Source organism: Mycobacterium intracellulare ATCC 13950, from assembly GCF_000277125.1.
Lineage (GTDB): Bacteria > Actinomycetota > Actinomycetes > Mycobacteriales > Mycobacteriaceae > Mycobacterium > Mycobacterium intracellulare.
On the sequence record NC_016946.1, the window covers coordinates 708627 to 735624 of the forward strand.

General features: G+C 67.6%; 24 protein-coding genes. 15 read left to right on the forward strand and 9 right to left on the reverse strand.

Features of this window, described 5'->3' with window-relative positions; translation table 11 throughout:
- Nucleotides 1-2: 2 nt before the first annotated feature.
- Nucleotides 3-773, forward strand: a complete 771-nt coding sequence (locus OCU_RS28560; RefSeq protein WP_008253578.1) for an enoyl-CoA hydratase/isomerase family protein — start codon at nucleotides 3-5, stop codon at nucleotides 771-773.
- 21 nt (nucleotides 774-794) lie between these two features.
- Here the strand turns inward: OCU_RS28560 and OCU_RS28565 are convergent, their stop codons facing one another.
- Nucleotides 795-1661: a proline iminopeptidase-family hydrolase gene (locus OCU_RS28565; RefSeq protein ID WP_041787018.1), complete on the reverse strand. Its 867-nt coding sequence runs from the start codon at nucleotides 1659-1661 to the stop codon at nucleotides 795-797.
- A 159-nt stretch (nucleotides 1662-1820) separates the two neighbouring features.
- Between OCU_RS28565 and OCU_RS28570 the strand changes: the two genes are divergently transcribed.
- From OCU_RS28570 to OCU_RS28585, 4 genes are all read left to right on the forward strand, one after another.
- Complete coding sequence (locus OCU_RS28570; protein ID WP_008253587.1) at nucleotides 1821-2339, forward strand: phenolic acid decarboxylase; 519 nt, start codon at nucleotides 1821-1823, stop codon at nucleotides 2337-2339.
- Nucleotides 2340-2454: 115 nt separating this feature from the next.
- Nucleotides 2455-3594 carry a thiolase family protein gene (locus OCU_RS28575; protein WP_008253595.1) on the forward strand — a complete coding sequence of 380 codons (1140 nt, stop codon included), beginning with the start codon at nucleotides 2455-2457 and terminating at the stop codon, nucleotides 3592-3594.
- Between the two features lie 7 nt (nucleotides 3595-3601).
- Nucleotides 3602-4489, forward strand: a complete 888-nt coding sequence (gene meaB, locus OCU_RS28580) for a methylmalonyl Co-A mutase-associated GTPase MeaB (protein ID WP_008253597.1) — start codon at nucleotides 3602-3604, stop codon at nucleotides 4487-4489.
- A gap of 132 nt (nucleotides 4490-4621) precedes the next feature.
- Nucleotides 4622-5518 carry a thiamine pyrophosphate-dependent enzyme gene (locus OCU_RS28585; RefSeq protein WP_044059197.1) on the forward strand — a complete coding sequence of 299 codons (897 nt, stop codon included), beginning with the start codon at nucleotides 4622-4624 and terminating at the stop codon, nucleotides 5516-5518.
- On the opposite strand, the gene OCU_RS28590 is transcribed toward OCU_RS28585, so the two are convergent.
- Nucleotides 5511-6164, reverse strand: coding sequence for a response regulator (locus tag OCU_RS28590; RefSeq protein ID WP_041787019.1), 654 nt, complete (start codon nucleotides 6162-6164; stop codon nucleotides 5511-5513). The genes OCU_RS28585 and OCU_RS28590 overlap by 8 nt on opposite strands.
- Before the next feature lie 113 nt (nucleotides 6165-6277).
- Here OCU_RS28590 and OCU_RS28595 point away from each other — a divergent pair, with 113 nt between their 5' ends.
- On the forward strand, nucleotides 6278-7498 hold the full coding sequence (locus OCU_RS28595) for a sensor histidine kinase (RefSeq protein WP_014379142.1): 1221 nt from the start codon (nucleotides 6278-6280) through the stop codon (nucleotides 7496-7498).
- Between the two features lie 133 nt (nucleotides 7499-7631).
- On the opposite strand, the gene OCU_RS28600 is transcribed toward OCU_RS28595, so the two are convergent.
- Entirely contained in the window at nucleotides 7632-8375 is a 744-nt protein-coding gene (locus tag OCU_RS28600; protein WP_014379143.1) for a class I SAM-dependent methyltransferase, read from the reverse strand.
- A gap of 135 nt (nucleotides 8376-8510) precedes the next feature.
- Between OCU_RS28600 and OCU_RS50130 the strand changes: the two genes are divergently transcribed.
- Entirely contained in the window at nucleotides 8511-9266 is a 756-nt protein-coding gene (locus tag OCU_RS50130) for a CTP synthase C-terminal region-related (seleno)protein (protein WP_014710968.1), read from the forward strand.
- Between the two features lie 72 nt (nucleotides 9267-9338).
- Here OCU_RS50130 and OCU_RS28605 read toward each other — a convergent pair whose 3' ends face one another.
- Both OCU_RS28605 and OCU_RS28610 read right to left on the reverse strand, forming a co-directional pair.
- A complete protein-coding gene (locus OCU_RS28605) occupies nucleotides 9339-10955 on the reverse strand; it encodes an FAD-dependent oxidoreductase (RefSeq protein WP_009954395.1) in 1617 nt (538 codons plus the stop codon).
- A gap of 26 nt (nucleotides 10956-10981) precedes the next feature.
- Entirely contained in the window at nucleotides 10982-11659 is a 678-nt protein-coding gene (locus OCU_RS28610) for an IclR family transcriptional regulator (RefSeq protein WP_036458218.1), read from the reverse strand.
- A gap of 126 nt (nucleotides 11660-11785) precedes the next feature.
- On the opposite strand from OCU_RS28610, the gene OCU_RS28615 reads away from it, so the two are divergent.
- From OCU_RS28615 to OCU_RS28650, 8 genes are read left to right on the forward strand one after another with little or no spacing between them, the layout of a single operon-like run.
- Nucleotides 11786-12649, forward strand: a complete 864-nt coding sequence (locus OCU_RS28615; protein WP_009954391.1) for an alpha/beta fold hydrolase — start codon at nucleotides 11786-11788, stop codon at nucleotides 12647-12649.
- The gene (locus OCU_RS28620; protein WP_008253610.1) at nucleotides 12649-14373 is read left to right on the forward strand and encodes a bifunctional 3-(3-hydroxy-phenyl)propionate/3-hydroxycinnamic acid hydroxylase; all 1725 of its coding nucleotides are present in this window, start codon (nucleotides 12649-12651) and stop codon (nucleotides 14371-14373) included. Before OCU_RS28615 ends, OCU_RS28620 begins: the two co-directional genes overlap by 1 nt.
- On the forward strand, nucleotides 14321-15238 hold the full coding sequence (locus OCU_RS28625) for a 3-carboxyethylcatechol 2,3-dioxygenase (RefSeq protein ID WP_036458220.1): 918 nt from the start codon (nucleotides 14321-14323) through the stop codon (nucleotides 15236-15238). Before OCU_RS28620 ends, OCU_RS28625 begins: the two co-directional genes overlap by 53 nt.
- An 8-nt stretch (nucleotides 15239-15246) precedes the next feature.
- Nucleotides 15247-16974 carry an FAD-binding protein gene (locus tag OCU_RS28630; RefSeq protein ID WP_014379146.1) on the forward strand — a complete coding sequence of 576 codons (1728 nt, stop codon included), beginning with the start codon at nucleotides 15247-15249 and terminating at the stop codon, nucleotides 16972-16974.
- Between the two features lie 2 nt (nucleotides 16975-16976).
- The gene (locus OCU_RS28635; protein WP_008253613.1) at nucleotides 16977-18281 is read left to right on the forward strand and encodes an LLM class flavin-dependent oxidoreductase; all 1305 of its coding nucleotides are present in this window, start codon (nucleotides 16977-16979) and stop codon (nucleotides 18279-18281) included.
- Nucleotides 18282-18314: 33 nt separating this feature from the next.
- Nucleotides 18315-19142, forward strand: a complete 828-nt coding sequence (locus OCU_RS28640) for a coniferyl-alcohol dehydrogenase (protein WP_041787020.1) — start codon at nucleotides 18315-18317, stop codon at nucleotides 19140-19142.
- Entirely contained in the window at nucleotides 19130-20122 is a 993-nt protein-coding gene (locus OCU_RS28645) for a cyclase family protein (RefSeq protein WP_038535020.1), read from the forward strand. The genes OCU_RS28640 and OCU_RS28645 overlap by 13 nt, the downstream gene beginning before the upstream one ends.
- Nucleotides 20122-20943, forward strand: coding sequence for an alpha/beta fold hydrolase (locus OCU_RS28650; protein WP_014379149.1), 822 nt, complete (start codon nucleotides 20122-20124; stop codon nucleotides 20941-20943). Before OCU_RS28645 ends, OCU_RS28650 begins: the two co-directional genes overlap by 1 nt.
- Before the next feature lie 4 nt (nucleotides 20944-20947).
- Here OCU_RS28650 and OCU_RS28655 read toward each other — a convergent pair whose 3' ends face one another.
- The 4 genes from OCU_RS28655 to OCU_RS28670 form a co-directional block, all read right to left on the reverse strand.
- On the reverse strand, nucleotides 20948-22489 hold the full coding sequence (locus OCU_RS28655; protein ID WP_225331929.1) for a multicopper oxidase family protein: 1542 nt from the start codon (nucleotides 22487-22489) through the stop codon (nucleotides 20948-20950).
- Between the two features lie 152 nt (nucleotides 22490-22641).
- Entirely contained in the window at nucleotides 22642-23364 is a 723-nt protein-coding gene (locus OCU_RS28660; protein WP_008253618.1) for an SDR family NAD(P)-dependent oxidoreductase, read from the reverse strand.
- A 20-nt stretch (nucleotides 23365-23384) separates the two neighbouring features.
- Nucleotides 23385-24152, reverse strand: coding sequence for an SDR family oxidoreductase (locus OCU_RS28665; protein WP_026071471.1), 768 nt, complete (start codon nucleotides 24150-24152; stop codon nucleotides 23385-23387).
- Between the two features lie 85 nt (nucleotides 24153-24237).
- On the reverse strand, nucleotides 24238-26997 hold the full coding sequence (locus tag OCU_RS28670) for a helix-turn-helix transcriptional regulator (RefSeq protein WP_014379152.1): 2760 nt from the start codon (nucleotides 26995-26997) through the stop codon (nucleotides 24238-24240).
- Nucleotide 26998 lies beyond the last annotated feature (1 nt).

Genomic DNA, 26998 nt, shown 5'->3' on the forward strand with positions numbered 1-26998 from the left:
ACGTGTACGACATGCCTACCGAAATCGATGTCCAGGCCGACGGCGCGCTGCGCATCATCACCCTCAACCGGCCGGAGTCGCTCAACTCGGTCAACGACAACCTGCACGTCGGGCTCGCGCGGCTGTGGCAGCGGTTGACCGACGACCCCACCGCCCGCGCCGCGGTCATCACCGGCGCCGGCAGGGCATTCTCGGCCGGCGGCGATTTCACCTACCTGGAAGAGCTGGCGAACGACGCCGAGCTGCGCGCGAAAACCATCCGGGACGGGCGCGAGATCGTGCTGGGCATGGCACGGTGCCGAATTCCCGTGGTGGCGGCCGTCAATGGCCCCGCCGTCGGGCTGGGCTGCAGCCTGGTCGCGCTCAGCGACATCGTGTACATCGCCGAGGACGCCTATCTGGCCGACCCGCACGTGCAGGTGGGCCTGGTGGCCGCCGACGGCGGCCCGCTGACCTGGCCGCTGCACATCAGCCTGCTGCTGGCCAAGGAGTTCGCGCTGACCGGAACCCGCATCAAGGCGCCGCGCGCCGTCGAACTCGGACTGGCCAACCACGTGGTGGCCGACCCGGTCTCGGAGGCGATCGCCTGTGCGAAAAAGATTCTGGAACTGCCCCAGCAGGCGGTGGAGAGCACCAAGCGGGTGCTCAACATCCACCTGGAGCGCGCCGTGCTGGCCAGCCTGGACTACGCGCTGTCGGCCGAGAGCCAGTCCTTTGTCACCGAGGACTTCCGGGCCAACGTCGCGAAATTCAACGCGGCCAAGAAAAACTGAGGCTGTCGGCCCGCGGTGGCCTCAGGCGTCGTGGCGGTGCAGGAAGTCACGCATCACCGCGTCGAACTTGTCCGGCTCTTCGATGAACGGCATGTGGGCGCTGGACTCGAACAGCTCGAACCGGGAGCCCGCTATGCGCTGGTGCATCGCAAACATGTGTTCCGGCACGCATTCGTCGTAGCGGCCCGCGAGCAGCATTGTGGGCGAGGAGATTTCGGGCAGGCGCTCGAACACGTCCCAATCCCGGATCGTCCCGACGATGTGAAAATCGCTGGGGCCGAACATCGTCTCGAAGATTTCCGCACCCATGCCTCTGAACGCGTCCTCGAGCTCACGTGGCCAGGGTCGCACCCGGCACAGGTAGGTTTCGTTCCAGGTGCGTATCGCGGCCTGGTATTCGGGCGCATAGGTGGTGCCGGCGGCTTCATGCCGGTCGATGGCCGCCTGGGTGGCCGGATCCAGCTCGGACTTCAAGCGCGCCACCATCTTCGCGAACTCCGGAATGGACGCGATGCTGTTCGAGATGGTGAGGCTGGCGACGCCCGAGGGGGTCGCGTCGAGCATGTATTGCTGGGCCAACATCCCACCCCAGGAATTGCCGAAAAGATGGAAACGATCCAGCCCCAGGGCCCGCACCACGGCGTCCACCTCGGCCACCGAGCGATCCATCGTCCAAAGCTTGTGGTTTGGCGGGCATTTGGATTTCCCGCAACCCAGCTGATCCCAGAAGATGACTTCGCGCTGCGTGGCCAAGCGCCCCAGCGACCGCAGGTAGCCGTGCGGTAGGCCGGGGCCGCCGTGTATGACGAGCAGCGGCAGACCCGTGCCGCCTCCGGTCCGTTCGAACCACACTTCGCCGCCCGGGACCGTGATCCTTCCCTCAGCCATTTATCCACCATCGCAGACCTGCGCGCTTTCCGCAGGGCCACCGCTCACGCCGGCGGGCGCATCGGTGTAAGCCTGCTGTGCTGTATGAGCGGCGCGGCGTCCCTGGCAGGATCATCACCGTGGCAGCCAGCACGGCCGAGACCCACAGGAGGAACGGCAATGACCAGCGTCGCAAACCCGATTCCACCGCAAGACTTTTCGGGAATCGTCGGGCACCGCTTTATCTACACCTACGCCAACGGATGGCAGTACGAGATGTACGTCAAGAACGCCACCACAATCGACTACCGCATTCACTCCGGGCATGTCGGTGGCCGCTGGGTCAAGGGCCAGGAGGTCAACCTCGTCCAGCTCGACGACGACAGTTTCAAGATCTCCTGGACCGAACCCACCGGAACCTGTGTGGCGGTCAACGTTCTGCCGTCCAAGCGGCGCATCCACGGCGTCATCTTCTTCCCCCAGTGGATCCGCGTGCACGGCGAGCGCACTGTCTGTTACCAGAATGAACACCTTGATGAGATGCGGGCCTACCGAGATCAAGGCCCGACCTACCCGATCTACGAAGTCCCCGAATTCGCCTACATCACCCTGTTCGAATACGTCGGAACCGACGACGAGAGCGTCATCGACACCGGCCCCGACCGCCTCCCGCCGGGATGGTCCGACCGCACCAACTGATCGGTCTTCGGCCGCTTGTTGCAACGCGTACTCTCGTGTTGAGAGAATAGTATTCTCGTGATTGCGCGCGTGGCTTTCACCGCCGCGCACCCACCGGCCGAACTGGAGAAGACCCGTGCCTGAAGCCGTCATCGTGTCCGCCCTGCGCACCCCCATCGGCACGGCCCGCAAGGGGACCCTGCGCGACACCAGCGCGTTCGATCTGGCGCACCACGTCGTCACCGAAGCGGCAGCGGATCTCGACCCGGCGCAGGTCGACGACGTGATCCTGGGCGAAGGCCTCTACGGCGGCGGTGTGCTGGCGCGCCACGCGGCCCTCACCGCGGGCCTGACCCAGGTGCCCGGCTTGGCCAACAATCGCCACTGCGCGGCGGGCCAGGCGGCCGTGCAGAGCGCGGCGGCGAGCGTGCGCGCGGGAATGGACCAACTCGTCATCGCCGGCGGCGTGAACTCGGCATCCACGTCGCCGCGGTCCCGGATGCAGGTGGACGGCGACTGGGTCGACTGGTTCCCGCCGACCCACCCGGACCGCCCCGACGCGCCCAACATGGACATGTCGATCACCGTCGGCTGGAACGCCGCCGTCAAGGCCGGCGTGACCCGCGAGGAGATGGACGCCTGGGCGCTGCGCTCGCACCGCAACGCCATCGCCGCCATCGACGAAGGCCGCTTCAAAGAGGAGATCGTCCCCATCGACACCCCACACGGGTTGTTCTCGGTCGACGAACACCCGCGACGCGACACCAGCATGGAGAAGCTGGCCGCGCTCAAGCCGCTGCACCCCGAAATCGAGGGCTTTTCCATCACCGCGGGCAACGCCTGCGGCGCCAACGACGGAGCCGCGGCGTTGACGATCGCCAGCGACCGACTCGGGCTGCCGGCGCTGGCCACCATCCGGTCCTGGGCGTCGGTCGGCGTCGACCCGGCGATCACCGGTTTGGCGCCGGTCGAGGCGATCCCGAAAGCTCTTGGCCGCGCTGGCCTTTCGGTCGCAGACGTGAACCTGTTTGAAATCAACGAGGCCTTCGCGGCGATGTGCGTGGCCACCATCAAGCTCCTCGACCTTGACCCCGAAAAGGTCAACGTCAGCGGCAGTGGCTGCTCGCTGGGGCATCCCGTCGCGGCGACCGGAGCCCGGATGCTCGTCACACTGGTGCACGAATTGCGCCGCCGCGGCGGCGGGATCGGCGTCGCGGCGATGTGCGCCGGCGGCGGGATGGGCTCGGCGACGGTGATCGAGGTCGCGGCTCCATAATGCGTACATGATCATCGCTGAGCTGATCGACCGCGCGCGCAACGGATCTCCCCGCGCGGCGGGACGGCTGCTCAGCCTCGTCGAGGGGGAGCAGCGCGACGAGGTCCTGGCGGCGATCGGCCCCGCGCCCGAGCGCGTGGGGCCCGTCATCGGCATCACCGGGCCGCCGGGCGCGGGCAAGTCGACGACGGTCGCCGCCCTGGTCGGCGCCTACCGCGCGCGGGGTTGCCGGGTGGCGGTGCTGGCCGTGGACCCGTCGTCCCCGTTCAGCGGCGGCGCGCTCCTGGGGGATCGCATTCGAATGGCCGCGCATATCAACGACTCCGACGTCCTCATCCGCTCGGTGGCGACCCGGGGCCATCTCGGCGGGCTGGCGGCCGCGGTTCCGGCGGCCATCCGCCTGGTGGGGGCGATCGGCTACGACGTCGTCCTGCTCGAGACCGTCGGGGTGGGGCAGTCCGAGATCGAGATCGCCGCCGTCGCCGACCCGACCGTCGTCATTCTCAATCCCGGTGCGGGCGACGCCGTCCAGGCCGCCAAGGCCGGGGTGCTGGAGGTCGCCGACATCGTGGCGGTCAACAAGGCGGACCGGGACGGCGCCAAGCAGACGGTCCGAGACCTTCGGGCCGAGACCAGCGCCCCGATCGTGTCGTTGATCGCCGCCAAGGGCGAGGGCATCGACGAGCTCATGGGCGTCATCGAGGACCACCGCCGCACCGACAGCCGCGCCCGCCGGCTGGCCCGCGCCCGTGCACAGATCCTGTCGCTGGCCCAGACCCGGCTGCGGACCCAACCTGACCTCGACCGGCTCGCCGAGGCCGTCGTCGACGGCGATCAGGACCCCTACACGGCGGCCGACCGGCTGCTCGCGCCGCGCACACCTCAGGCGGACTGACGACCCGTTTGTCCCCCAATCGGGGGAACGGGCATTCATCACCTTTGCGGACCGATCGGCGGAGGTATGCCGCGCGCGACCGTCCTACGTTGAGCGTCGAGCAGATCGCTTGAGACGGAGGAGGTCCGGCACATGACTCACACACCTGCGCTGCCGACAGTGTCTGGGCACGACGACCGGCTGGAGCCGTATCGCCGGATGTGGGTCTTGCGGCTGCTCGACATGGCGCTGGAAGAGGCACGCGGCGACGGCCTGGTCGACGAGGCCGTGCGGATGGAATTCGGGCAAGAGGCGGTGGCCGTCGGCACGGCTGCGGCGCTTCGCCCCGGTGACATCGTCAATGCCACCGCGCCGCATATCCGGCACGCCCAGCACGTCGGCCTGGCCCTGCCACTGGGTCCGGTCATCGCCGAGACGATCGGCAAAGCCCGCGGCGCGTCGCGCAAAACCGGCGCTGCCGATTGGAAGCAAGCGCTGGCCAACGAAAGCGTTCTGGGGCAGTCGACCCTGTTCGCCCTCGGCGACGCCAACGCGCAGCGGATGACCGGCGAAGGCAAGGTCACGCTGTGTGTCGTCGGCGGTCGTGACGCGCACTCCGTCGAATTCACCACGGCCGCAAAGATCGCCGTGACCTGGCGGCTGCCGGTGGTGTTCGTCGTGGAGAACATCCGTGGCGGGCCCGATGCGCGCCGCCGCGCCTATGAGACCGACGGGATGCCCATGCTGTCGGTCGACGGGAGGGACGTCGCCGCCGTGAGCGCCTCGGTCGCCGAAGCGGTGCAACGGGCGAGTGCCGGCGGTGGGCCCACCCTCGTCGAGGCGATCACCTACCGGACCAATCACCCCGTGGCGATGGATCCGCTGGTGTTTGCGCGACGGCAGCTGATTGCCGAGGGCGTCGACGCCGACCGGCTCTACGAGGTGGAACGCGGCGCCCGCCACCTGGTGGCCGAGGCGATCGCGTCCGCAAAAGCGTTGGTGGGGGCCGAGGCTGAGCGGGCGCCAAACCCCTGGTCGGCGGCTAGTTGAGCAGACCTTGTCGCATCGCCTCGGCGACCGCGGCCGCGCGATCGCTGACGCCGAGCTTCTCGTAGAGGCGCTGCACATGCGTTTTGACCGTCGACGGGGCCACGTAGAGCTCGCCCGCGATCGTCGGGATGCTTTGACCGCGCGCGATTCGGTTGAGCACCTCGCGCTCTCGCGCACTCAGCACGGGCGCCGACGGTTCCGCGCGCTGGCGGATTTCTGCGGCGAGGCCGCCGACGAGTGCGGGGGCCACGACGTCGCGGCCCAGCGCGCAGTCGAGGACGGCTTTGACGATCTCGCCGCGCGTCGAGTCCTTCAGCACGAACCCGGCGGCCCCCTGCTGCAGCGCCTGATACACGATCGCCGACTCGTCGTGCGCCGAGATCAGCAACACTCGGGTGGCCAAACCCTGGGTTCGCACTGCCGCCGCCACTTGCGCGCCGTCCATGCCCGGCATCCGGTAGTCGAGCAGCGCGACGTCGGGTTCGTGCACCTTGATCAATTCCAGTGCCGCAGAGCCGTCTTCCGCCTCGGCGACGACGTTGACCGAGCCGCTCGACGACAGTGCGCGCACCACGCCCTCACGAAAGAGCGGATGGTCATCGGCGACGACCACCCGCACCGTTTCGGGGGCAGTCGCGCCAACCATGGCCGACAGTGTAGCGGTTTGCCAAGCAACGGCGTTCGCCTTTTCTGTGTCGGCCGATGAGTCATTTTTCAGTTTGCCCCGAGGCGGCGTGCCTCGATGAGTACGGTGATCGGGTGGCAGGGGCCGGTGACGCGGAACTGGAACGGGTGCGCACGATTCATCAATTGCGCTCGTATCGAATCGGCTCGGTGCTTCGGATCGGTGTCGTGGGACTGATGGTCGCGGCCATGATCATCGGCACCGACCGGCACGAGTGGCCGCAAGAAAGCGTGCTGATCGTCCTGTACGCCTGCGTCGCGGCCTGCGCCGCGGCGTTGGCCTTCGCGCCTTTCCGGCGATGGATCGGGATGGGCCGATTGGTCGCGATTGGGCGACTGGAGCCGTTCGCGTTCACCGTCATCGACATCGTCGCACTGACGGTCTTTCAGCTGCTGTCCACCGACGGGGTCTACCCGCTGCTGATCATGGCCATGTTGCCGGTCCTGCTGGGGCTCGATGTCTCTTCGCGCCGCGCGGCGGTGGTGCTCATCTTCTCCATGCTCGGGTTCGCGATCGCCGTGCTGCAAGACCCGGTGATGACGAGCGCGGTCCGATTGCCGGAGGCGGGATTTCGGTTCCTGCTCTATGCGTTCCTGTGCTGCGCGGCCTTCCTGGTGGTGCGGATCGAGGAGCGGCATACGCGCTCGGTGGCCGGGCTGAGCGCCTTACGGGAGGAACTGCTTGCCCAGACGATGACCGCCTCGGACGAGGCGGCGCGCCGGATCTCGGAGTTCATTCACGACGGACCGCTGCAAGACATCCTGGCGGTGCGCCAAGAGCTGGACGAACTGGATACCGCATTCCCGGGCGATGAGCGCATCGTGCGGGCATCGGCCGGACTGCAGCAGGCCTCGGAACGACTGCGGCAGGCCACGTTTGAGCTCCATCCGGCGGTTCTCGAGCAGGTCGGGCTCGGCGCCGCGGTCCAGCAGCTTGCGGAGTTCACCGCCGAGCGCTCGGGCATCGAGATCGCCACGGACATCGACTATTCGGCGCGCAATGCCATCGATCCCGTGGTGTTCGCGATGGTGCGTGAGTTGCTGTCCAACGTCGTGCGACATTCCGCGGCGCGCAACGCGTCGGTCAGGCTCGGGATCACCGATGGGACCTGCGTTTTGCATGTGGTCGACGACGGCGTCGGGTTCAGCCCCGAGACCGTCACGCATCGCCTGGGGGAGGGGCACATCGGCCTGGCGTCACACCGCGCCAGGGTGGAGGCCGCCGGGGGAGCAACGGTCTTTTTCGATGTCCCGGTGGGCACGCACGTCTGCGTCGAAGTGCCGCTGAAGGACTGACGGCGCTCGCACCGTCCGGTGGACCCGCTTCGTCGGTCACACCAGTCACCCGGGCACCAGTTTGGTTGGCATGAAGTGTGTTTGGCTTGCGCTATCGCCGGCGCTAGCACCGACGAGGCTCCCCTATTGATCCTTAGCCGCAATCGCTGATGAGCAGGCGGTAGCCGGCGTCGAGCTGTTGTTGTTCAAGGAGTTCCGCGTGTCGTCGTTGCCATCGTCTCGAGCGCAGGTCGGCTGCGAGCCGGCCCAGCCCGTCGGCCAAGGCGCCTTCATCGGCGTAGGCCAGCATCGAGATGCCGGCGCGGACGGTGGCGTCGAGGTAGGCCTCGGGCCGGCGCCAAAAGGCGGCGCCGAATCCGTCGGTGCAGTCATGCGGTATCGGTACGGTGTGCACCTGCGCGCCGCCCAGCAGCTCCACCAGTCGTTCAATCGGTACGTACAGCGCCTTATTGATGCGAGCGGCGTCGGGCAGATACTCACGCAGCAACCAGAAGTCGTCGATCACTGCTTGATCCCAGGTGAATATCACGATTCGGTGGCGGCTGACCCGGCGCAGCTCGGCGATCCCGGCGGAGAGATCGCCCCAATGATGCACGGTCAACAACGCCATTGCGGCGTCAACGCACTTGTCCCGCAGGGGCAATGCCTCCGCCACGGCCTGGACACACTGCGCCGAGCCGGGAGGGCGCTGGGCGATCATCACCATGCTGGGCTCGATCGCGGCGACGGTCTGGCCCGGCTCGTATGAACCGGTTCCCGCCCCGACGTTGACGACGGTGCCCATCGTGGCGAGCGCGTCGCGCACCTGCGAAGCGATCCGCGGGTCGGGCCGGCGGGTGCTGCGATAGGTAGCACCGATCCGGTCGTAGGCCACCATCAGCTCAGAATGACGCAGGTCGGACCAATTGTGCCAGCATCATTGTGAGTTACGTTCGAATCTCGTACCAAAAAGGATTGGTGTGTAGCGAGGCAAGCTGCCACGCTGGGAGGGCCTTCGAACGAAAGAGCCCCAATGACCGAGCCGTTAAGCATTACGGTGGTTGGCGACTTCGACAGTTCCTATGGTCCTCATATCGCGACCAACAGGGCGATAAGCCACTCAGCGACATTGCTGGGTCTGCACGCCTCGATTACATGGCTGGCAACCGAATCGCTGGAAGCCGACCTCCGGCCGATCGTTGCCGCCGATGCGCTGTGGTGTGCTCCCGGTAGTCCATACCGCAGTTTGCGCGGAGCCCTTGCTGCTTTACGTTTTGGGCGCGAAAACCATGTGCCAACGTTGGGTACCTGTGGCGGATACCAGCACATCGTTCTTGAATTTGCCCGCAATGTCCTCGGCTTCAAAGATGCGGAGCACGCCGAATACGATCCGTACGGATCGGTGTTGTTCATCTCTTCATTGACGTGTTCCCTGGCGGGCCGAACCATGCCGGTCAACCTCCAGCCTGGATCACTGGCTGCGCAGTGCTATGGGAAGCGACGGATTTATGAAAATTACTATTGCAACTTCGGATTGAATGAAACCTATCGACCAGCGCTGGAAGCAGCCGGATTGCGCGTCACCGGAGTCGACGACCACGAGGAAGCTCGCGTCCTGGAGTTAGCGGACCACCCGTACTACATCGCCACGTTGTTCGTTCCGCAGAGTCGCTCCACCGTCGAGGAACCTCATCCGCTCGTGACACAACTGTTGTCCGCGGCCGCCCGTAAACGCGCCGCGCAGCATGGTCAGCGACGAGCTGGGCTACGACGAGCGATCCCCCAGTAACGCCGAGCGTGGGGCTTGTGAACGAACCCGCGGCGGCTTTCGTACCTAGAGCCCACTTTCGGCGCCAAAACGCTATTTAAGGTCGACGGACTTTCCGGTCGCGGCCGCGTGACCCGCACGGTAGCCGAAAACCATTGCCGGACCCAGTGTTCCGCCCGCGCCCCCGTAGGCTCGCCCGGTCACTCCGCCCATCGCGTTGCCGGCGGCGAAAAGCCCCGGTATCGGCTCGCCACCGACGTGCAGGACGCGGGCGTCGTGATCGGTGCGCGGGCCACCCTTGGTGCCCATCGCACCGATGCTCACCGGCACCGCGTAGTACGGGGCGGTGTCGATCGGTCCCAGCGTCTTGCCGGCCTGCGTCGTCGCGCTGTCGTCACCCCAGTAGCCGTCGTAGGCGCTGGAACCACGCCCGAAGTCGGGGTCTTCCCCGTCGGCCACGTGACGGTTCCAGCTCTCGACGGTGCGAGCCAAACCGCCGGGGTCGATGCCGGTCTTGGCGGCCAACTCGGCCAGGTCCGCCGACTCGCAGAACCAATCCGGGACGGGCTGTCCCGGCTCCACACCAAGAAATCCGTAGCGCTGCAGATGAACCGAGTCGAACACCATCCATCCGCGATCGTTGACGTACCCGCCGCGAGGATCCAGATAATGGAACGCGCCGGCCATCGAGTTGTAGTCGCACGCTTCGTTGACGAAGCGCTGCCCCGCGGAATTGACGATGATGCTGCGCGGTCGCGTTCTTTCCAGACGCACGCTGCGGCTGCGTGGCTTGCCTTCGATGGTGTCGCCCGGGATCTGGACGATCGGCACCCACCACGCCTCGCCCATGTTGGCCAGGTCGGCCCCGTGGGCCATGGCCATGCGCAGCCCGTCGCCGGTGTCGTTGGGTGGAGAGACCGCGCCGTGCATGGGGCCGCGCAGAAAGGCTTGTGTCAGAGCCGGATCCCACTCGAAGCCGCCGGTGCCCAGGATGACCCCGCGTCGCGCGCGAACTCTGATCGTCCGTTCCGGCAGGGCGACGCGCACCCCGGTCACCTCTGAACCGTCGGCAATGAGTTCCTCGGCCCGCGCATTGGTATGGGGGGTCACCCCGGCATCCAGCAGGCCCTTCAGCAGACCCGCGATCAGCGCCGTGCCGGCGACACACAGGTGGCCGGTCCGTTCGTCGATCGCCGCGTGCAGGCGTGCCCTGGTCTCGGCATCGAAACCCACGTTGGACCAGTCGGCCGGGAAAGACGTGATCCGCGTTGCCCATTCGCCCAGCTGCGCGAGATCGAACGGGGCCGCGCTCAGCGATCGGCCGCCCGTCGGTCGTCCGCCCGGCAACTCCGGCCGATAGTCGGGGAAGCCGGTCGCGATCTCGAACTGCAGGCCGCTGTGCGCCTCGATGAAGTCGAGCATCGCCGGACCCGTGCGCACGAACGTCTCGACCAGCTCGTCGTCCATCGAGCCGAGCGACTGGGCGCGCAGGTATTGCAACGCGTCGGCGGGCGTCAATTCGCCGTCGGGAGAACGGTTATGGGCGGGGATCCACACGATGCCGCCCGACACGGCGGTGGTCCCGCCGACCGTCGCGGCCTTTTCGTAAACCTCCACCGACGCGCCCGCCACGACCGCGGTCAGTGCGGCGGTGAGCCCCGCGCCGCCACTGCCGAGCACGACGACGTCGACCTCGTGGTCCCATGACATGGACTGCTATCCCTTCAGCTCAACGGCTAGCTCAGTAGCTCCGACAACTCCTTGGCGGCTTTGACGACCGCGTCTTTCCCGCGCATCACCACGTCTTCTCGGTGCGAGATGAGGTTGATGCACGTCGGTGGGGACGGCGCCGGGCGGCGCACCCCCACGGCCAGCCCGTAGGTATTCGGTTCGATCTCGCCGTAGGTCGTCACCCATCCGCGCTCGCGCGCCCGCGCCACCAGCTCCCGCTCGCCCGGGCGCGGTGGCATGCTCGCGAGCAAGGCGATCCCGGCGGCGCCGCGGTCGAGCGGGTACCGACTGCCCTCGTGAAAGGAGAGCTGGTAGGCGACGTGGCTGGGCACGATGACCGCGATCGCCACCTGCTGGTCGCCCTCGGCGATGAGCAACGACACCGTCGTGCCGAGGTCGTCGGCCAGCGCGCGCAACGTCGGCAGACTCAGCTGGCGCACGTTGCGGTCGAACGACGCGCCCAGCACGGCGAGACCGGCCGCGGGGCGGTAACGCCCGTCCTCACCTTTGGCCACCAGCCGAAACTCCGCCAGCGTCGTCAGCAACCGGTAGGCGATCGTGCGGTGCACCCCGACCTGATCGGCGAGCTGCTGCACGGTGAGCCCGGCGGGGGAATCGGCCACCATCTGCAGGGCGGTGAGGCCCCTGGCCAGGGTTTGCGACCCGGTACCGGAACCAGTCACAGCCTTGACAGACCTTCCAGCGAGAGCGAAGCTCTATATATAACGCACATTAGTGTGCGATATTAGCACACGAAGTACGTCGAAAACGAGAACGAGATTTCCCCGATCTGGAGGTCGGACAGGACCGTGGCGGAGTTCGAGAGCATCTGGAGCGATCTCCAGGGCGTCGCGTTTGAGCAGGGCTACCTCGACGCCGGAGGAATACGGACCCGCTACCTGCGGGCCGGGGACCCCGGCAAGCCGGTGCTGGTTCTGCTGCACGGATCCGGCGGTCACGCCGAGGCCTACGTGCGCAACCTGGCCGCCCATGCGGATCATTTCTGGACCTGGTCGATCGACATGCTGGGTCACGGTTACACCGACAAGCCGGGCCACCCACTGGAGGTCCACCACTACGTCGAGCACCTGATGGCCGTGCTGCGCACCATCGGTGTCGATCGGGCGTGCATCAGCGGCGAATCCCTGGGCGGCTGGGTGGCCGCGCGCGCCGCCGTCGACCACCCCGACGTGGTCGACCGCCTGGTGCTCAACACCGCCGGCGGCTCGCAGGCCGACCCCGCCGTGATGCAGCGGATCATCACCCTGTCCATGGCGGCGGCCGAGGACCCCACCTGGGAAACGGTGCAGGCGCGGATCAAATGGTTGATGGCCGACAAGTCCCAGGACTACGACGACCTGGTCGCCAGCCGCCAACGCGTCTATCGCCAACCGGGATTCGTCTCCGCCATGCGCGACATCATGGCGTTGCAGGATCCCGAGATTCGGGCACGCAACATCCTCGGTCCGGCCGAGTACGGCTCGATCATCGCCCCGACGCTGGTGCTGTGGACCAGCGACGACCCTACCGCCGACGTCAGCGAAGGCCGGCGCATCGCGTCGATGATCCCCGGCGCGCGCTTCGAGGTGATGCCCGGATGCGGTCACTGGCCGCAGTACGAGGACGCCAAGACCTTCAACCGCCTGCATCTCGATTTCCTGCTGGGTCGCTGATGGCGACTCCGGGGCAAGAGACACCTGACACCGAGACCGACGTCCTCGTCGTCGGGGCGGGCCCGGTCGGGCTGACTCTGGCCAACATCCTTGGCCTGCAAGGGATCCGCGCGGTGGTGGTCGAAGAGCGGGACACCCTCATCGACTACCCGCGCGGGGTCGGTCTCGACGACGAGGCGCTGCGCACCTTCCAGTCGATCGGCCTTGCCGACCGGGTGCTGCCGCACACGGTGCCCAACCAGATCCTGCGCTTCATGGACGCCAAGCGCCGCGTGCTTGCCGAAATGGCCCCGCCCGACGCGCGTTTCGGTTGGCCGAAGCGAAATGGGTTCGTGCAACCGCTCGTCGATGCCGAGCTGCTGGCCGGCCTGGACCGATTCGACCACGTCCAGGTCCGGTGGGGCAGCCCGATGGCGGGCTGCCGGGAAGACGCCGACGGGGTCACCGTCGAGCTCGGCGGCGGCGTCGAGAACAACGGCGACACAACGAGACTGCGGGCACGGTACGTCGTCGGGTGCGACGGCGGTCGCAGCATGACCCGCCGCGTGATGGGGGTGTCGTTCGACGGGACGACGTCCTCGACGCGGTGGCTGGTGGTCGACATCGCCAACGACCCGCTCGGGCACCCCAACAGCGAGGTCGGCGCCGACCCCGAGCGCCCGTACGCCTCGATCTCGATCGCCCACGGTATTCGCCGCTTCGAGTTCATGATTCACGCCGACGAGACCGACGAACAGGCGGAAGACCCGGCCTTCCTGCAACAGATGCTGGCCCGGATGGTGCCCCACCCCGACCGGGTCGACGTGATCCGGCGCCGCGTCTACACGCACCACTCGCGGATCGCCGGCGCTTTCCGCCGGGGCCGGCTGCTGCTGGCCGGCGACGCCGCGCACTTGATGCCGGTGTGGCAGGGGCAGGGCTACAACAGCGGGATTCGCGACGCCGCCAACCTGGGCTGGAAGCTCGCGGCGGTGGTGAGCGGCCGCGCTGACGACAAGCTGCTGGACACCTACGACGTGGAGCGCCGCAAGCATGCGCGCGCGATGATCGACCTGTCCACCATGGTGGGCCGCGTGATCTCGCCGACCAACCGACGGGTGGCCGGCGCGCGCGACCTGCTCGTGCGGTCGGCGTCAATCGTGCCGTCGCTCAAGCGATATGTGCTGGAAATGCGGTTCAAGCCCATGCCGCGCTACGAGCACGGCGCCGTCGTGCACGCCGAGTCCGGCCGCAGTGATTCGCCGGTCGGGACGCTGTTCATCCAGCCGCGAGTCGACACCCGAGACCGGCAGGACGTGCTGCTCGACGACGTGCTGGGCACCTGGTTCGCGGTGCTGTGCTGGAACAACAACCCCCGCACACTCCTCGGCGAAGCCGCCTTCGCAAGCTGGAAAGCGCTGGGCGCGCGCTTCTTTGCGCTGCGGCCGGTGACGCAGTTGCACTGGACCGGGCACGATGACCCCGACGTCGTGATCGTCGGCGATCGGCGTGGTGACCTCAAAGCGTGGTTCGACACCCATTCCGATTCGGTGTTGTTCCTGCGCCCCGACCGATGCATCGCGGGCGCCTGCATCGCTCAGCGCACTCCCGACCTGAGCGCCGCGCTCCTTGACGCGCTGACCCTGACGCCGCAAGGGGGTGATTTGCAAAGTGGCACTGGCTCTGTGCTGTATGTCGCACAGCCCGCTCCTGAGTCTTCCGGGGCCGTCGCGGGACCTGCTTGACGACATCGAGGGCGCGATCGCCGAGGCGCGAGGATTTGTCGAGGATTTCGATCCCGAACTCGTCGTCACCTTTTCGCCGGATCACTACAACGGGTTCTTCTACAAGGTGATGCCGCCGTTCTGTATTGGCATGAGCGCCACCGGAGTCGGGGACTACGGCACCCACGCCGGCCCACTGGACGTGCCGGAGGACCTCGCCGGCGACTGCGCACGGGCCATCCTCGACGCGGGTGTCGACATCGCGGTGTCGGCCAGCATGGACGTGGATCACGGCACGGTCCAGCCGCTCGAAAAGCTGTTCGGCGACGCCATCTCGCGTCCCGTGATCCCGATCTTCGTCAACGCGATCGGGGTGCCGCTGGGCCCGATGCACCGTTGCCGAGCGCTCGGCGCCGCCGTCGGTGGCTATCTCGCCACCCTGGACAAGCGCGTCCTGGTGCTGGGCTCGGGTGGGCTCTCCCACAGTCCGCCCGTGCCGACGCTGGCCACCGCGGGCCCACCCGTGCTGGAGCGCATCGTGCACGGGCGACCGATGACCTCCGAGCAGCGCCAGGCCCGGCAGGCGGCCGTCGTCGATGCGGCCAAGAGCTTCGCCGCCGGCGACAGTGACCTGCAACCCCTCAACCCGGCGTGGGACCACCGATTCCTGGAGATCATCGACGGCGGATGGCTCAGCGAACTGGATCAGTGGTCGAACGCGTTCGTGGCCCATGAGGGCGGCAGCTCCGCGCAGGAAATCCGCACCTGGGTAGCGGCTTTCGCGGCGCTGGAGGCCGCGGGACCCTACGTAACCACGGGACGCTTTTACAAGCCCGCCCCCGAGCTGATCGCCGGTTTCGCCATCAGAACGGCACTTCCGAAATGACGGACGCAGTGGACGATTTCGATCACGTTGTCGACGTACTCATCGTCGGGTCGGGCGGGGGAGGCATGACGGCCGCCCTGACCGCCGAGGCCTCCGGACTCGACACCCTGGTGGTCGAAAAGTCCTCGCACTTCGGGGGTTCGACCGCGTTGTCCGGCGGCGGCATCTGGGTTCCGGGCGCGCCCGCCCAGCGCCGGGAGGGCTACGCGCCCGAGCCCGAGGGCGTGGTGGGGTATCTCAAGCTGATCACCGACGGCCTGGTCAGCGAGGCGCGCATTCGCCAATACGTCGAGACGGCACCGCAGATGCTCCAATTCCTGGAGCGGCTGTCCGGCTGGTTCGAATTCGTCTGGAAGCCCGGGTATGCCGACTACTACCCCGAGCTCCCCGGCGGCTCCGAACTCGGCAGCACCATCAACGTGCCGCCCATCGACCTGCGCAAGCTGGGCGACGACGAGCAGCGGCTGCTCCAGCCGCTGGCGCTGGCGCCCAGAGGAATCTGGTTGGGCCCCAAGGAGTTGCGCACCTTTTACAGGATCCGCCAATCCTGGGCCGGCAAAGCCGTGTTGCTCAAGCTGATCGCGAGGATGGTGAGGGCCAGGGTGTTCGGCGAGCGGATGGCCGCGATCGGGCAGTCACTGGCGGCCCGGCTCCGGCTGGCGCTGAGGGAACGCGGCATCCCGCTGTGGCTGGACTCCCCGATGGTCGAGCTGCTCACCGACGCCGACGGAGCGGTGACCGGCGCGGTGGTGGAAACCGGCGGCAAGTCAAAGCGGATCGGCGCGCGGCTGGGTGTGATCCTGGCGTCGGGTGGGTTCGACCACGACCTCGGCTGGCGCAAGGAGCTGCTGCCCGAGGTGGACCAGGACTGGAGCTTCGGCAACCCGGCGGCGATGGGCGACGGTATCCGCGCGGCGCAAAAGGTCGGCGCCGCCACGGACCTGCTCGACGAAGCCTGGTGGTTCCCTGCGATCCAATGGCCGGACGGCCGCATGCAATTCATGCTCAACGAACGGATGATGCCCGCGCAGTTCATCGTCAACGGCGCCGGCAAACGGTTCATCAACGAAGCGGCCCCGTACATGGATTTCGGCCACGCCATGATCGAGGGGCAGAGATCCGGCGTCACCCACATCCCGTGCTGGCTCATCACCGACCACCGGTCGTTCAACCGCTACGTCGTCGGCGGACACCTGCCGATACCGAAGATCCCATTCGCCCCCGTACCGACCGGGCGCAAGATTCCTCCGGCCTGGCTGGAATCGGGTGTGGTGAAGCAGGCCATGACGTGGGAAGAAATGGCGGCCAAGATCGGCGTGCCCGCGGTCCAGCTCGCCGAAACCGCCGGGCGCTTCAACGAACTCGCACGCAACGGCCACGACGACGACTTCAACCGCGGCGACAGCGTGTACGACAACTACTACGGCGATCACACGTTGCCCAACCCGAACTTGCATCCGCTGGGCGATCCGCCGTACTACGCGTTCCGGATCGTACTCGGGGACCTAGGGACTTCCGGCGGCCTGCGCACCGACGAGCACGCCCGCGTCCTGCGGGCCGATGACAGCGTGGTGCCCGGGCTCTACGCGGTGGGCAACACCTCTGCGCCGGTGATGGGCCGCAGCTATGCCGGCGCTGGCGCGACCATCGGCCCAGCGATGACCTTCGGCTATGTCGCGGCGAAACACGTTGCGGCACAAGCAGCCAATCGAGCCGTTAATACTCATAGGAGGTAGCAATGAAAATCTCGCTGTTCTACGAATTCGCCCTGCCGCGGCCGTGGGCGCCCGACGACGAGCACATCATGATGCAGGACTGCCTCGACGAGGTCGAGGCCGCCGACAAGGCGGGCTTCTCCACCGTGTGGCTCACCGAACACCACTTCCTCGAGGAGTACTGCCACTCGACGGCACCGGAGATCTTCTTGGCCGCGGCCAGCCAGCGCACCAAGAACATTCGCCTCGGCTTCGGCATCATGCACCTGCCGCCCGTGGTCAACCACCCCGCCCGGGTCGCCGAACGCATCGCCACCCTCGACCTGCTCTCCAACGGCCGCGTCGAGTTCGGCACCGGGGAATCGTCGTCGGTCGGCGAACTCGGCGGATTCAACATCGACCCCGCCGACAAGCGCGCTCAGTGGGAGGAGGCCCTCGAGGTCTCGATCCGGTGCATGATCGAGGAGCCGTTCACCGGCTTCCACGGCGAGCACGTCCAGATGCCGGCGCGCAACGTCGTGCCCAAGCCGCTGCAAAAGCCGCATCCGCCGGTCTGGGTCGCCTGCACACGCCCCGCCAGCGTGCAGATGGCGGCCCAAAAGGCCATCGGCGCCTTGAGTTTCGCCTACACCGGGCCCGGCCCGCTGACCGAGCGGGTCAACGGCTACTACAAGGAGTTCGAAGAGAACGGCGTCCCGGTCACCCCGCGGATCAACCCGAACATCCTCGCCATCGGCGGTGACCTGTCGATGATGGTGGCCAAGACCGACGAGCAGGCGCTGCAGCGGCTCGGGCAGGGCGGCGGGTTCTTCTCGTTCGGCATCATGCACTACTACATGACCGGGGTGCACACACCCGGGCGGACCGGAGTGTGGCAGCGGTATCTCGAAGAGGTCGACAAGGATCCGACGCTGGCGTACGGGCCGGGCCGCGGCGCGATCGGGTCCCCCGCCACGGTGCGCGAATTCCTGCGCGGCTACGAAGAAAGCGGCGTCGACGAAATCATCCTGCTGCTGAACCCGCGCAGCCACGAGGGCACCATGGAATCCATCGAGTTGATGGGCAAGGAGGTGCTCCCGGAATTCATCGAGCGCGACGCGAAGGCCGTGGCGGAAAAGGCGAAGCGGCTCGAGCCCGTCATCGAAAAGGTGGAGGCGCGTCGGCCGAAATCGACCGCACCGCAGTTTGATGAGGATTACTCGTTTGGTGGACTGCCCACCGGCCGCGGCGGTAAGTTCACCGCCAGCGAGATCCCCGAAGCCATGGCGGAGATCAACGAAGGCCGGGTGCAGGCGGCGCAGCGGGCGAAGGACCAGCAGAAGAAGTAGAGCCTGAGCAATACCAGGATGTCGGGGCGAGCCTTGGCAGCAATCGACGAGCTGTGGCGCTACGACGGCCGCCGGGCGGTGGTGACCGGATGCGCCTCGGGCATCGGGGAATACGTGGTGCGTCAGCTCACCGATCTGGGGGCCGACGTCGTCGGGCTGGATAAGCGCCGGCCCGACTTCGGGATCCGCGGTTTCCACGAGATCGACCTGGCCGATCCCGCGTCGATCGATCGCGCGGTGGCATCCATCGACGGGCCGGTCGACGCGCTGTTCAACATCGCCGGGGTCTCCTCGGGTGTGGGCAACCCGCCGTTGATCGTCACGATCAACTTCTTGGGGTTACGCCATCTCACCGAGGCGCTCATCCCGAAGATGACCGCGGGATCGTCCATCGTCAGCGTGTCCTCGCTCGCGGCGGCCGCCTATCGTGAGCACCTGCGCGAGGTGGCGCCGTTGCTCGACACGGCGACCATGCAGGAGGGGATCGACTGGTGCGATCGACATCGCGAAGCGCTGGGCAACGGCTACCAACTGTCCAAGGAAGCCATCATCCTGTACACCATGCGCAGCGCCACGCCGCTGGGCGGCAGGGGGATCCGTATCAACTGCACCGGGCCGGGGGTCACCGAGACACCGATCCTGGACCAGCTTCGTACGGCATACGGGCAGGGCTTCCTCGACGACATCCCCAAGCCGCTGGGACGCGTGTCCGAACCGGCGGAGCAGGCGGCGGTGCTGCTCTTCCTCAATAGCCGTGCGGCCAGTTATATTTCGGGTCAGGTTGTGTGGGTAGACGGCGGAAACGTGGGCGCCGCGATAGCTCGTGAACTCGAGGAAGGGCGTGCTTCGTGGCCAGTGTGACCGACTTTCGCCGGGCTGCGCGCGATGTCAGCAACTGGGGCCGCTGGGGTGACGATGACGAGCTCGGCACGCTGAACTTCATCACCGAGGAAAAGATCGCCCAGGCCGCAAGCCTGGTCCGGCGCGGCAGGGTCTTTCCACTCGGCGTGGACTTCGGTGCGTCAGGACCGCAGGGCGCCTTCGAATATCGGCACAACCCGGTCCATATCATGACCATCGATGGCGGAGACGCGAAGACGCTGGCCCGGTACGGACCGGGGTGGGCGAGCAACCCAATAGCCCAACAGCTCAGCAGTTACCTGGGTGATGACAATCCGTTCCGCTTCAACGACGACCTGATCATCATGCCGCTACAGGCGGCAAGTCAGTGGGACGCGCTGTCGCACGTCTACTACGACGAGCAGCTCTACAACGGCTTCCGAGCGGATTCGGTGACCAGCATGGGCGCCGTGCATTGCGGAATCGACAAGGTCGACGGCAAGGGTATTACTTCGCGAGGCGTGCTGCTGGATATGGTCCGCCACCGGAATGCGGAAGTCTTTCTCGAGCAGGGGAATCCGATCACACCCGAAGAATTAGACGATGCCGCTCGCGCGCAGGGCGTGCGGATCGAACGCGGTGACATCGTGCTGATCCGGACCGGCTGGTGGACGAGGTTCGCGCAGACCGGGGACAAGACCGAACCCTTCTCCGGACTGGACTGGAGTTGCGCCTCGTGGCTGCACGACTACGAGGTCGCCGCGGTCGCGGCCGACAACCTCCAGGTCGAGGACCTGGTCTCGGGAGTAGAGGGCGTGTTCCTGCCCCTGCATCTGCTCTGCCTGCGCGACATGGGAATGATGTTCGGCGAGTACTGGGATCTCACCGCGCTGGCCGAGGACTGCGCAGCCGATGGCGTCTACGAATTCCAGCTCATCGCCCCGCCGCTGAGAGTCGTTGGGGCAGTCGGATCGCCGGTCAACCCGATCGCGATCAAATGATGGACGTTCAGCGCAAAACCTTGTCGGTGGACGGCCTTTCCACCGGTTACCTGGAAGCCGGCGAGGGCGAGCCGGTGGTGCTCCTGCACGGCGGTGAGTTCGGCGCGAGTGCCGAACTCGGTTGGGAACGCAACATTTCCGCGCTCGCCGCACACTACTGCGTGCTGGCCCCGGACATGCTGGGGTACGGAAGTTCGGCCAAGGTGATCGACTTCGTCGACGGGCGCGGCATGCGGATCCGGCACGTCGCCCGGTTTTGCGAATTGCTCGGCGTCGGCTCGGCGCACTTCGTCGGCAATTCGATGGGCGCCATCAATCTGCTCACCGACAGCACGTCGGAGACGCCGCTGTTGCCGGTCCGGAGCCTGGTGATCATCTGCGGCGGCGGCGAAATCCAGCAGAACCAGCATTTCGAGGCGCTGCAGAACTATGACGCCACGTTGCCGGCCATGCGCCGCATCGTCGAAGCCCTGTTTTCCGACCCCGCCTATGCCGACGACGAGGACTACGTGCGGCGCCGTCACGAGTCGAGCACCGCGCCGGGGGCATGGGAGGCCATCGCCGCGGCCAGGTTCCGCCGCCCCGGCGCCACGCCGTCCTCCGCCCCGTCCAGCGCGCGGGCCTACGAACGCATCGGCGTGCCAACGCTTGTCGTCGAGGGCGGCGACGACAAGCTCCTGCCCAGCGGCTGGGCGGCCCAGATCGCCAAGCAGATCGACGGAGCCCGTTCGGTGGTGGTCGACGACGCCGGGCACTGCCCGCAGATCGAGCAATCGTCGGTGGTCAACCGGTTGCTGACCGAATTCTTGGGCAGCCTCTGAATCGTCAGAAGACGTAGTCCAGGCGCGTCTCCATCCCGGCGACCTGGTGATAGGTGTTGTGGCAGTGCATCAGCCACGTGCCGGGGTTATCGGCAACGAGAACGGCGGCGAGCTTCTGTTTGGGCAGCACGATGACGGTGTCCTTGCGGGCGCCCGGGCTGCCGTCGGGCTTGATCACCTGGAACGTGTGCCCGTGCAGGTGAATCGGGTGATACATCGTCGTGGTGTTGTCGAAGGTGATGGTGGGCCGCTGGCCCTGTTGCACGCGCAGCGGGCTCGTCTTGCCGAAGGGCTGCCCGTTGATCGTCCAGTTGTACTGCATCATGTTGCCGCCCAGCACGACCGGGAGATTGAGGTTCGGGTCGGGGCGCCCAAGGTTGACCGGTGTCGTGGCGGTGAACATTTCGACGGTGCCCACGCGCTTGGTGAGTTCGCCGGGCTGCAGTTGCGGGTCGGGCGCGCTGCCCGCCCCCGTGGCCAGCAATGCCCGCGCCAGAGCGTTTTTGCCCTCCGCGACGGCGACCAGTGGGAAGACACCGTCCGCGGCGCTCACCAGGACGTCGTAGCGTTCGGCCATGCCGATGAGCAGGGCGTCGACCGCAGCGGGCACCACGGGGTAGCCGTCGGTGTGGGTCACCGTCATCGAATGGCCGGCCAGCGCGACCCGGAAGGTGGTGTCGGAGGCGGCGTTGATGAAGCGGATCCGAATCCGCTGGCCAGGCTTCGCGTTGAACGTCATGGGGGAGGCGGGAATTCGGCCGTTGATCAGGTAGTGGGGGTAGGTGATGTCTCCGGCGTCGCCACCGAGGAGGTCGCTGCTGCCGGCACTTCCCGCCGTGGGCCCGGGCCCGCCGGGCGCCGGGCTCGTCGAAGTCGTCGGGCTGGTCTCGCTCGTACTCGCTTCGCTCGCCGGCGTGGTGGTCGGGGTCGTCTCGGATGTGGCGGGCATGGGCGACTTGTTCGGGTTGCTCAGATCGCCGTAGAGCTGCTGGGGGCTCTTGCCGACGCCGTCGGTCCAATCGTCGAGGACGACAATCCATTCGGCGTCGTAATTGCCCTCGGTCGGGTCGTCGACGATGACCGGCAGGTACAGCCCGGTGTCCTCGTCCAGGCCGGTGTGCGGATGTGCCCAGTAGGTGCCCGAGTTGGGCACGGAGAACCGGTAAGTGAAGTCGTGGCCGGCCGCGATGTTGGGCGTGGCGGGCTCGGCGCCGTCCATGTCGTTGCGCACGGCGATACCGTGCCAATGCACCGACGTCGGATGATCGAGCCGGTTTTTCACCGTCACCACGACTTGGTCACCGATGCTGGCGCGGAGCACCGGACCGGGGATGGAATCGCCGAAGGCCAGCGTGCGGACGACCGGTCCGCCCAGGTCGATCTGCACCGGCTGGGACGTCAGGGTGGCGGTGACGGTCCGGCCGCTGTGCGGCCGGGCGGCCTCGGCCGCATCGACGGCGGCGGCCATCCTGGCACTGCCCGACGGCTCGGGTTTGGTTTGGCTGCACGCCGTCAGCGCCAACCCGCCGGCGATGCCCGCGGCCATGAAACCGCGCCTGGTGAGCCGGGTTCGGTCGAAGGTTACGTCGCTGGTGGGTTGCCCGGGCAATGAATGCTCCTCGTCGTTGCGCAACTACCCACCGTAGAGCGAACGCCGGCGAAAAGTCCGCAACAACTCGACGTTGACCGCCGCGGCGGTCAAACCGCGGCGCCGCCGCCGTCGACGTGCAGGGTCGAGCCGGTGATGAAGCTGGAGCGAGGGGAGCTCAGGAAGAGCACCGCTTCGGCGATCTCGGACGGGAAGGCGGTGCGCCCCAGTGGCAGGGCCCGCCCGAGCTCCTCGTTGACGTCGCCCCATTCCGCCGCCACCCCGGGGGTGCGGGTGGGCCCCGGCGCCACGCTGTTCACCCGCACCCCGGCCCCTCCGAATTCGGCGGCCCAGGTGCGGGTGAGCGATTCCACCGCGGCCTTGGAGGCGCTGTAGCCCGACGCACCGGGAATTCCCTTGAAGGCGGCCATGGTCGTGATGTTGACGATGCTGCCGCGGCCGCGGTTGAGCATTCCCGGGACCAGGCCGGCAACCAGGAAGTACGCGCCGCGCACGTTGGTGTCGAACATCGTCTCGAACGCCGACATCCCCTGCTCCACCGTCAATGCCGACGGAAAGCTGCCGGCGTTGTTGACGATGATGTCGACCTCACCGCACTGCTGCACAAGCGAATTCACCGAATCGATATCGGCCATGTCGGTCTGGATGAACCGTGCCTTCGGGCCGATGACCTCCACCGCGTGCGCTCCCCTGGCCGGATCGCGGCCCGAGACGATGACGGTGGCGCCTTCGCTGGCGAACAGCCGAGCCGATTCCAGTCCAATGCCCGCCGTCCCGCCGGTGATCACCGCGGTGTGGTCCATCAGCTCCATCGGACCGCCTCCTCCAGCCGTTACTCGGCGTTGCTGGGCGCCTGCGAGGCCAGCCAGTCGCCGAACCGGGTGGGGTAGATGGTCACTTCTTCGCCCTCGACGGGAACGATCATGCGCTCGTCGAGGACCGCGCCGTAATACTGCGCATCCGGGTCGGTCACCACGCGGCGGGCATCGCCGGTCGCGGCGAACCGGGTCCGGATGAAGTCGTCCATGCCCTGCTTTTCGGGTCCGGCGATGTTGATCACCCCGTTGACCGGCTCACCGATCGCGGCGCGGGCGACGGCCGTGGCCACATCCGCGGCGGCGATCGGCTGGAACGCCCCATGCGGCGCCCGGACCGTGTCACCCTCGGTCATCGAATCCGCAATGCCCGCAACGAATTCGAAGAACTGAGTGGCCCGCACGATGGTGTAGGGGGCTCCGGATTCCACGATCACCTTTTCCTGAGCGATCTTGGCCCGCATGTAGCCGCTTGCGGCCGCGCGGTCGGCTCCCACGATCGAGAGCGCGACGTGGTGCTGCACGCCCGCGGCCCGCTCCGCCTCGAGGAGGTTGCGGGTGGAGGTGGTGAAGAAGTTCAGCACGTCGTCATCTGCCCACGACGGCGAGTTGGAGACGTCCACCACCGCCTGGACACCGGCGACGGCCTCGGCGACCCCCTCACCGGTCACGGTGTTGACGCCCGTGCTCGGTGACGCCGGGACGGCTTCGTGTCCCTGCTCGGTGAGCAGGGTGACAACCTGTGATCCGATCAACCCACTGCCACCGATTACCAAAACCTTCATGACCACGCCTTTCACGCTTCCCGACGAACTGGCCTCTTCAGCATGGCCCGCGCGCCGGTCCGGGGGAACCCTGGAAAGTCCGTAGTCATGCCGAACTCAGGGGGCCGAACTCCTTGGCCAAGCCGCGCAGTTGCCGGCGGGAGGTGATGCCGAGCTTGGCGAACACCTTGCGCAGGTGCCATTCGACGGTGTGGCTGCTGATGAACAACTGCGCGGCGATCTCGGGGTTGGTCAGGCCCTCACCGGCCAGCCGGGCGATCTGGGCCTCCTGCGCCGTCAGCTCGCCGCCGGAGGCGTTTCCCGTTTTCCCGGACCGCTTGTTCACTTTCTCGCCGGTGGCCAGCAGCTCGCGGTGGGCTCGCGCGGCGAACGCGTCGGCACCCATCCGGGTGAACATCTCGTGGGCGGTACCCAACTGGGAGCGCGCGTCGATCCGGCGGTTGCAACGGCGCAGCCACTCCCCGTAGGACAGGTGCGCGCGGGCCAGCTGGACGGCGATGCGCGTCCGCGCGAGCTTGTCGATCGCCTCGAGGTGGCAGGCCTCCGCGTCGCGGTCGGAGGCCAGCAGCGCCTTGGACCGAAGGTAAACGCCGTCGGCCCAATCTGTTCGGGCGCTGAGCGCCCGGACTTCCAGTTGGCGCAGGGCGTCGCGGGCCGCGTCCTTTTGGCCGCTTCGCGCGGCGGCTTCGACGAGTTCGATCAGGCACCATCCGAACAGGCCCAGGTCCTCGTATTCGCATGCCCTGCGGGCCGCCGCGAAGGCGTCGTCATAGCGGCACAGGCCGTTGTAGAGGACGGCGCCGCAATACCCGGTCAATCCGACGACTCGCCCTTCGCCCCTTGCCATCCCGTCCGCGGCGGCCTGCTCGATCAGGGCGGTCGCGACGTCCTCGTTGCCGCGCCACGCGGCCAACAGGACCGAGTGGTATTTGACCGGGACATAACCGGTGGCGGCCGAGATCGCCTTGGCCTCCTCGATGAGTTGAGACGCCGTCGCGAATTCGCCCGCCTGCACGTGCACTCCGGCGCGGTAGACCAGGGCGTGCGGTAACACGGCGAGTGCGCCCGCGCCGCGCGCGAGCCGAACGGCGTGGGTGGCCAGACGGTGCCATACCTCGTCGTCCCACAGCTCGTGGACGGCGGATTCCTGGACGACGGGGAAGGCTTGCCAGAACCAGTGCAGCACATCGTCGCCCCGCTCGGGTTCGTCCTGGATGCGGGCTAGCGCGTCGCGCAGCGCCGTCACGCTCGGGACTTGCCCGGCCGTGGCCCGCAACGCGATGCCGTCCAGCAGAAGGTCGACCGGACGCGCGGGTTGCGGTCCGGGCGGCGCGGCGCGGGCCGCTTCGGCGACCAGGTGAATGCCGCCGTGCGGGCAAAGCCGGCCGCCGAACATCGCCGCCCCCAAGGCTTCTAGGTACGTTTCGCGGGAATGCGCGTCGTCAAGTCTCTCCAGCCCGCGGGCGGCATCGAGCAAACCGATGGCGGCGTCGGAGACCGTTGGCGCGTCGGCGGCACCGCTGCGGCTTCGGGCGAAGACGATCTGCGCGCGCAACCGGGCGGCACGGGCCTGCTGCAACTCATCCAGCGACGCGCCCTCGGCGACCGTGATCAGCTCGTCCGCCGCGTCGAAGGCTGCCGCGTCGCGTTTGGCCTGAGCGGCCGCGAGCGCCCGCGTTCCCCGGCGGGACGGCTCGGCGCTCAATTGGGTCGCCCGTTCCAAGAAGGCGGCCGCGGCGGCGACGCCGCCCCGGGCCTGGGCGCGGTCGGCGGAGCGCTCCAGCGCGGCGGCAACGGATTCGTCCGGGCCGTGGGCCGCGATGGCCAGATGCCATGCGCGGCGGTCGGGATCACTTCGCCTGTCGGTCGCCTCGGCCAGCGCGCGATGGATCCGTCGGCGCTCGATCAGGTCCGCCGTGCGGTATGCGGCCGAGCGCACCAGGGGATGCCGGAACCGCACCCGGGTCCCCACGTCGATCAACCCGGCCGCTTCCGCATCGGCCGCCGCGTCCGGCGGAAGGCCCAAATGCTCGGCGGCGCGCAGCAATAGCGCGGCGTCGCCCACCGGTTCCGCGGCGGCGGTCGTCAACAGGCGCTGGGTGTGGTCGGGAAGCGAGCGGATCCGCCGCAGGAATGTCTGCTCGATCTGTCCCGTCAGCGGTCGCACGTCCGGGCGCTGGAAGCCGCCCGCCAGCTCCGCGCCGGTCAGGCCCCGGGGCAGCTCCAGCAGAGCCAACGGATTGCCCCGCGTTTCCGCCACGATGCGATCGCGCACCTGGTCGTCCAGCCGGCCGAGGATGACCGAATCCAGCAACGCGCGGGCGTCGCCCGGTTCGAGCCCGCCGAGCGTCAATTCGGGCAGCCCGCTCAGCTCATCGGTGTCCAACGCCACGGCACCGTCGCGCATCGCGAAGACCATCGCCGCCGGCTCGGCGATCAGGCGGCGGGCGACAAACGCCAACGTCTGGGCCGAGATACGGTCAATCCACTGCGCATCGTCGACCAGGACGATCAAGGGCTGCGATTCCGTCGCCGCGCCGATCAAACTGAGCACCGCCAACCCGACCAGGAAGCGCTCCGGTGCCCGTCCGGCGCTTCGCCCGAAGGCGATCTCCAGGGCGTCGCGTTGCGGAGCCGGTAAGCGGTCGGAGAATTCGAGCAGCGGCACGCAGAGTTGCTGCAGCGCGGCGAACGGGAGCTCCATCTCGGACTCCACGCCCGCCACCCGCGCCACGCGAAATCCCGAAGCACGCTCGGAAACGAAGTCCAACAATGCGGTCTTGCCGATGCCCGCTTCCCCCCGCAACACCAGGACCCGGCTTTGGCCGGCGCGGGCGTCCGACACC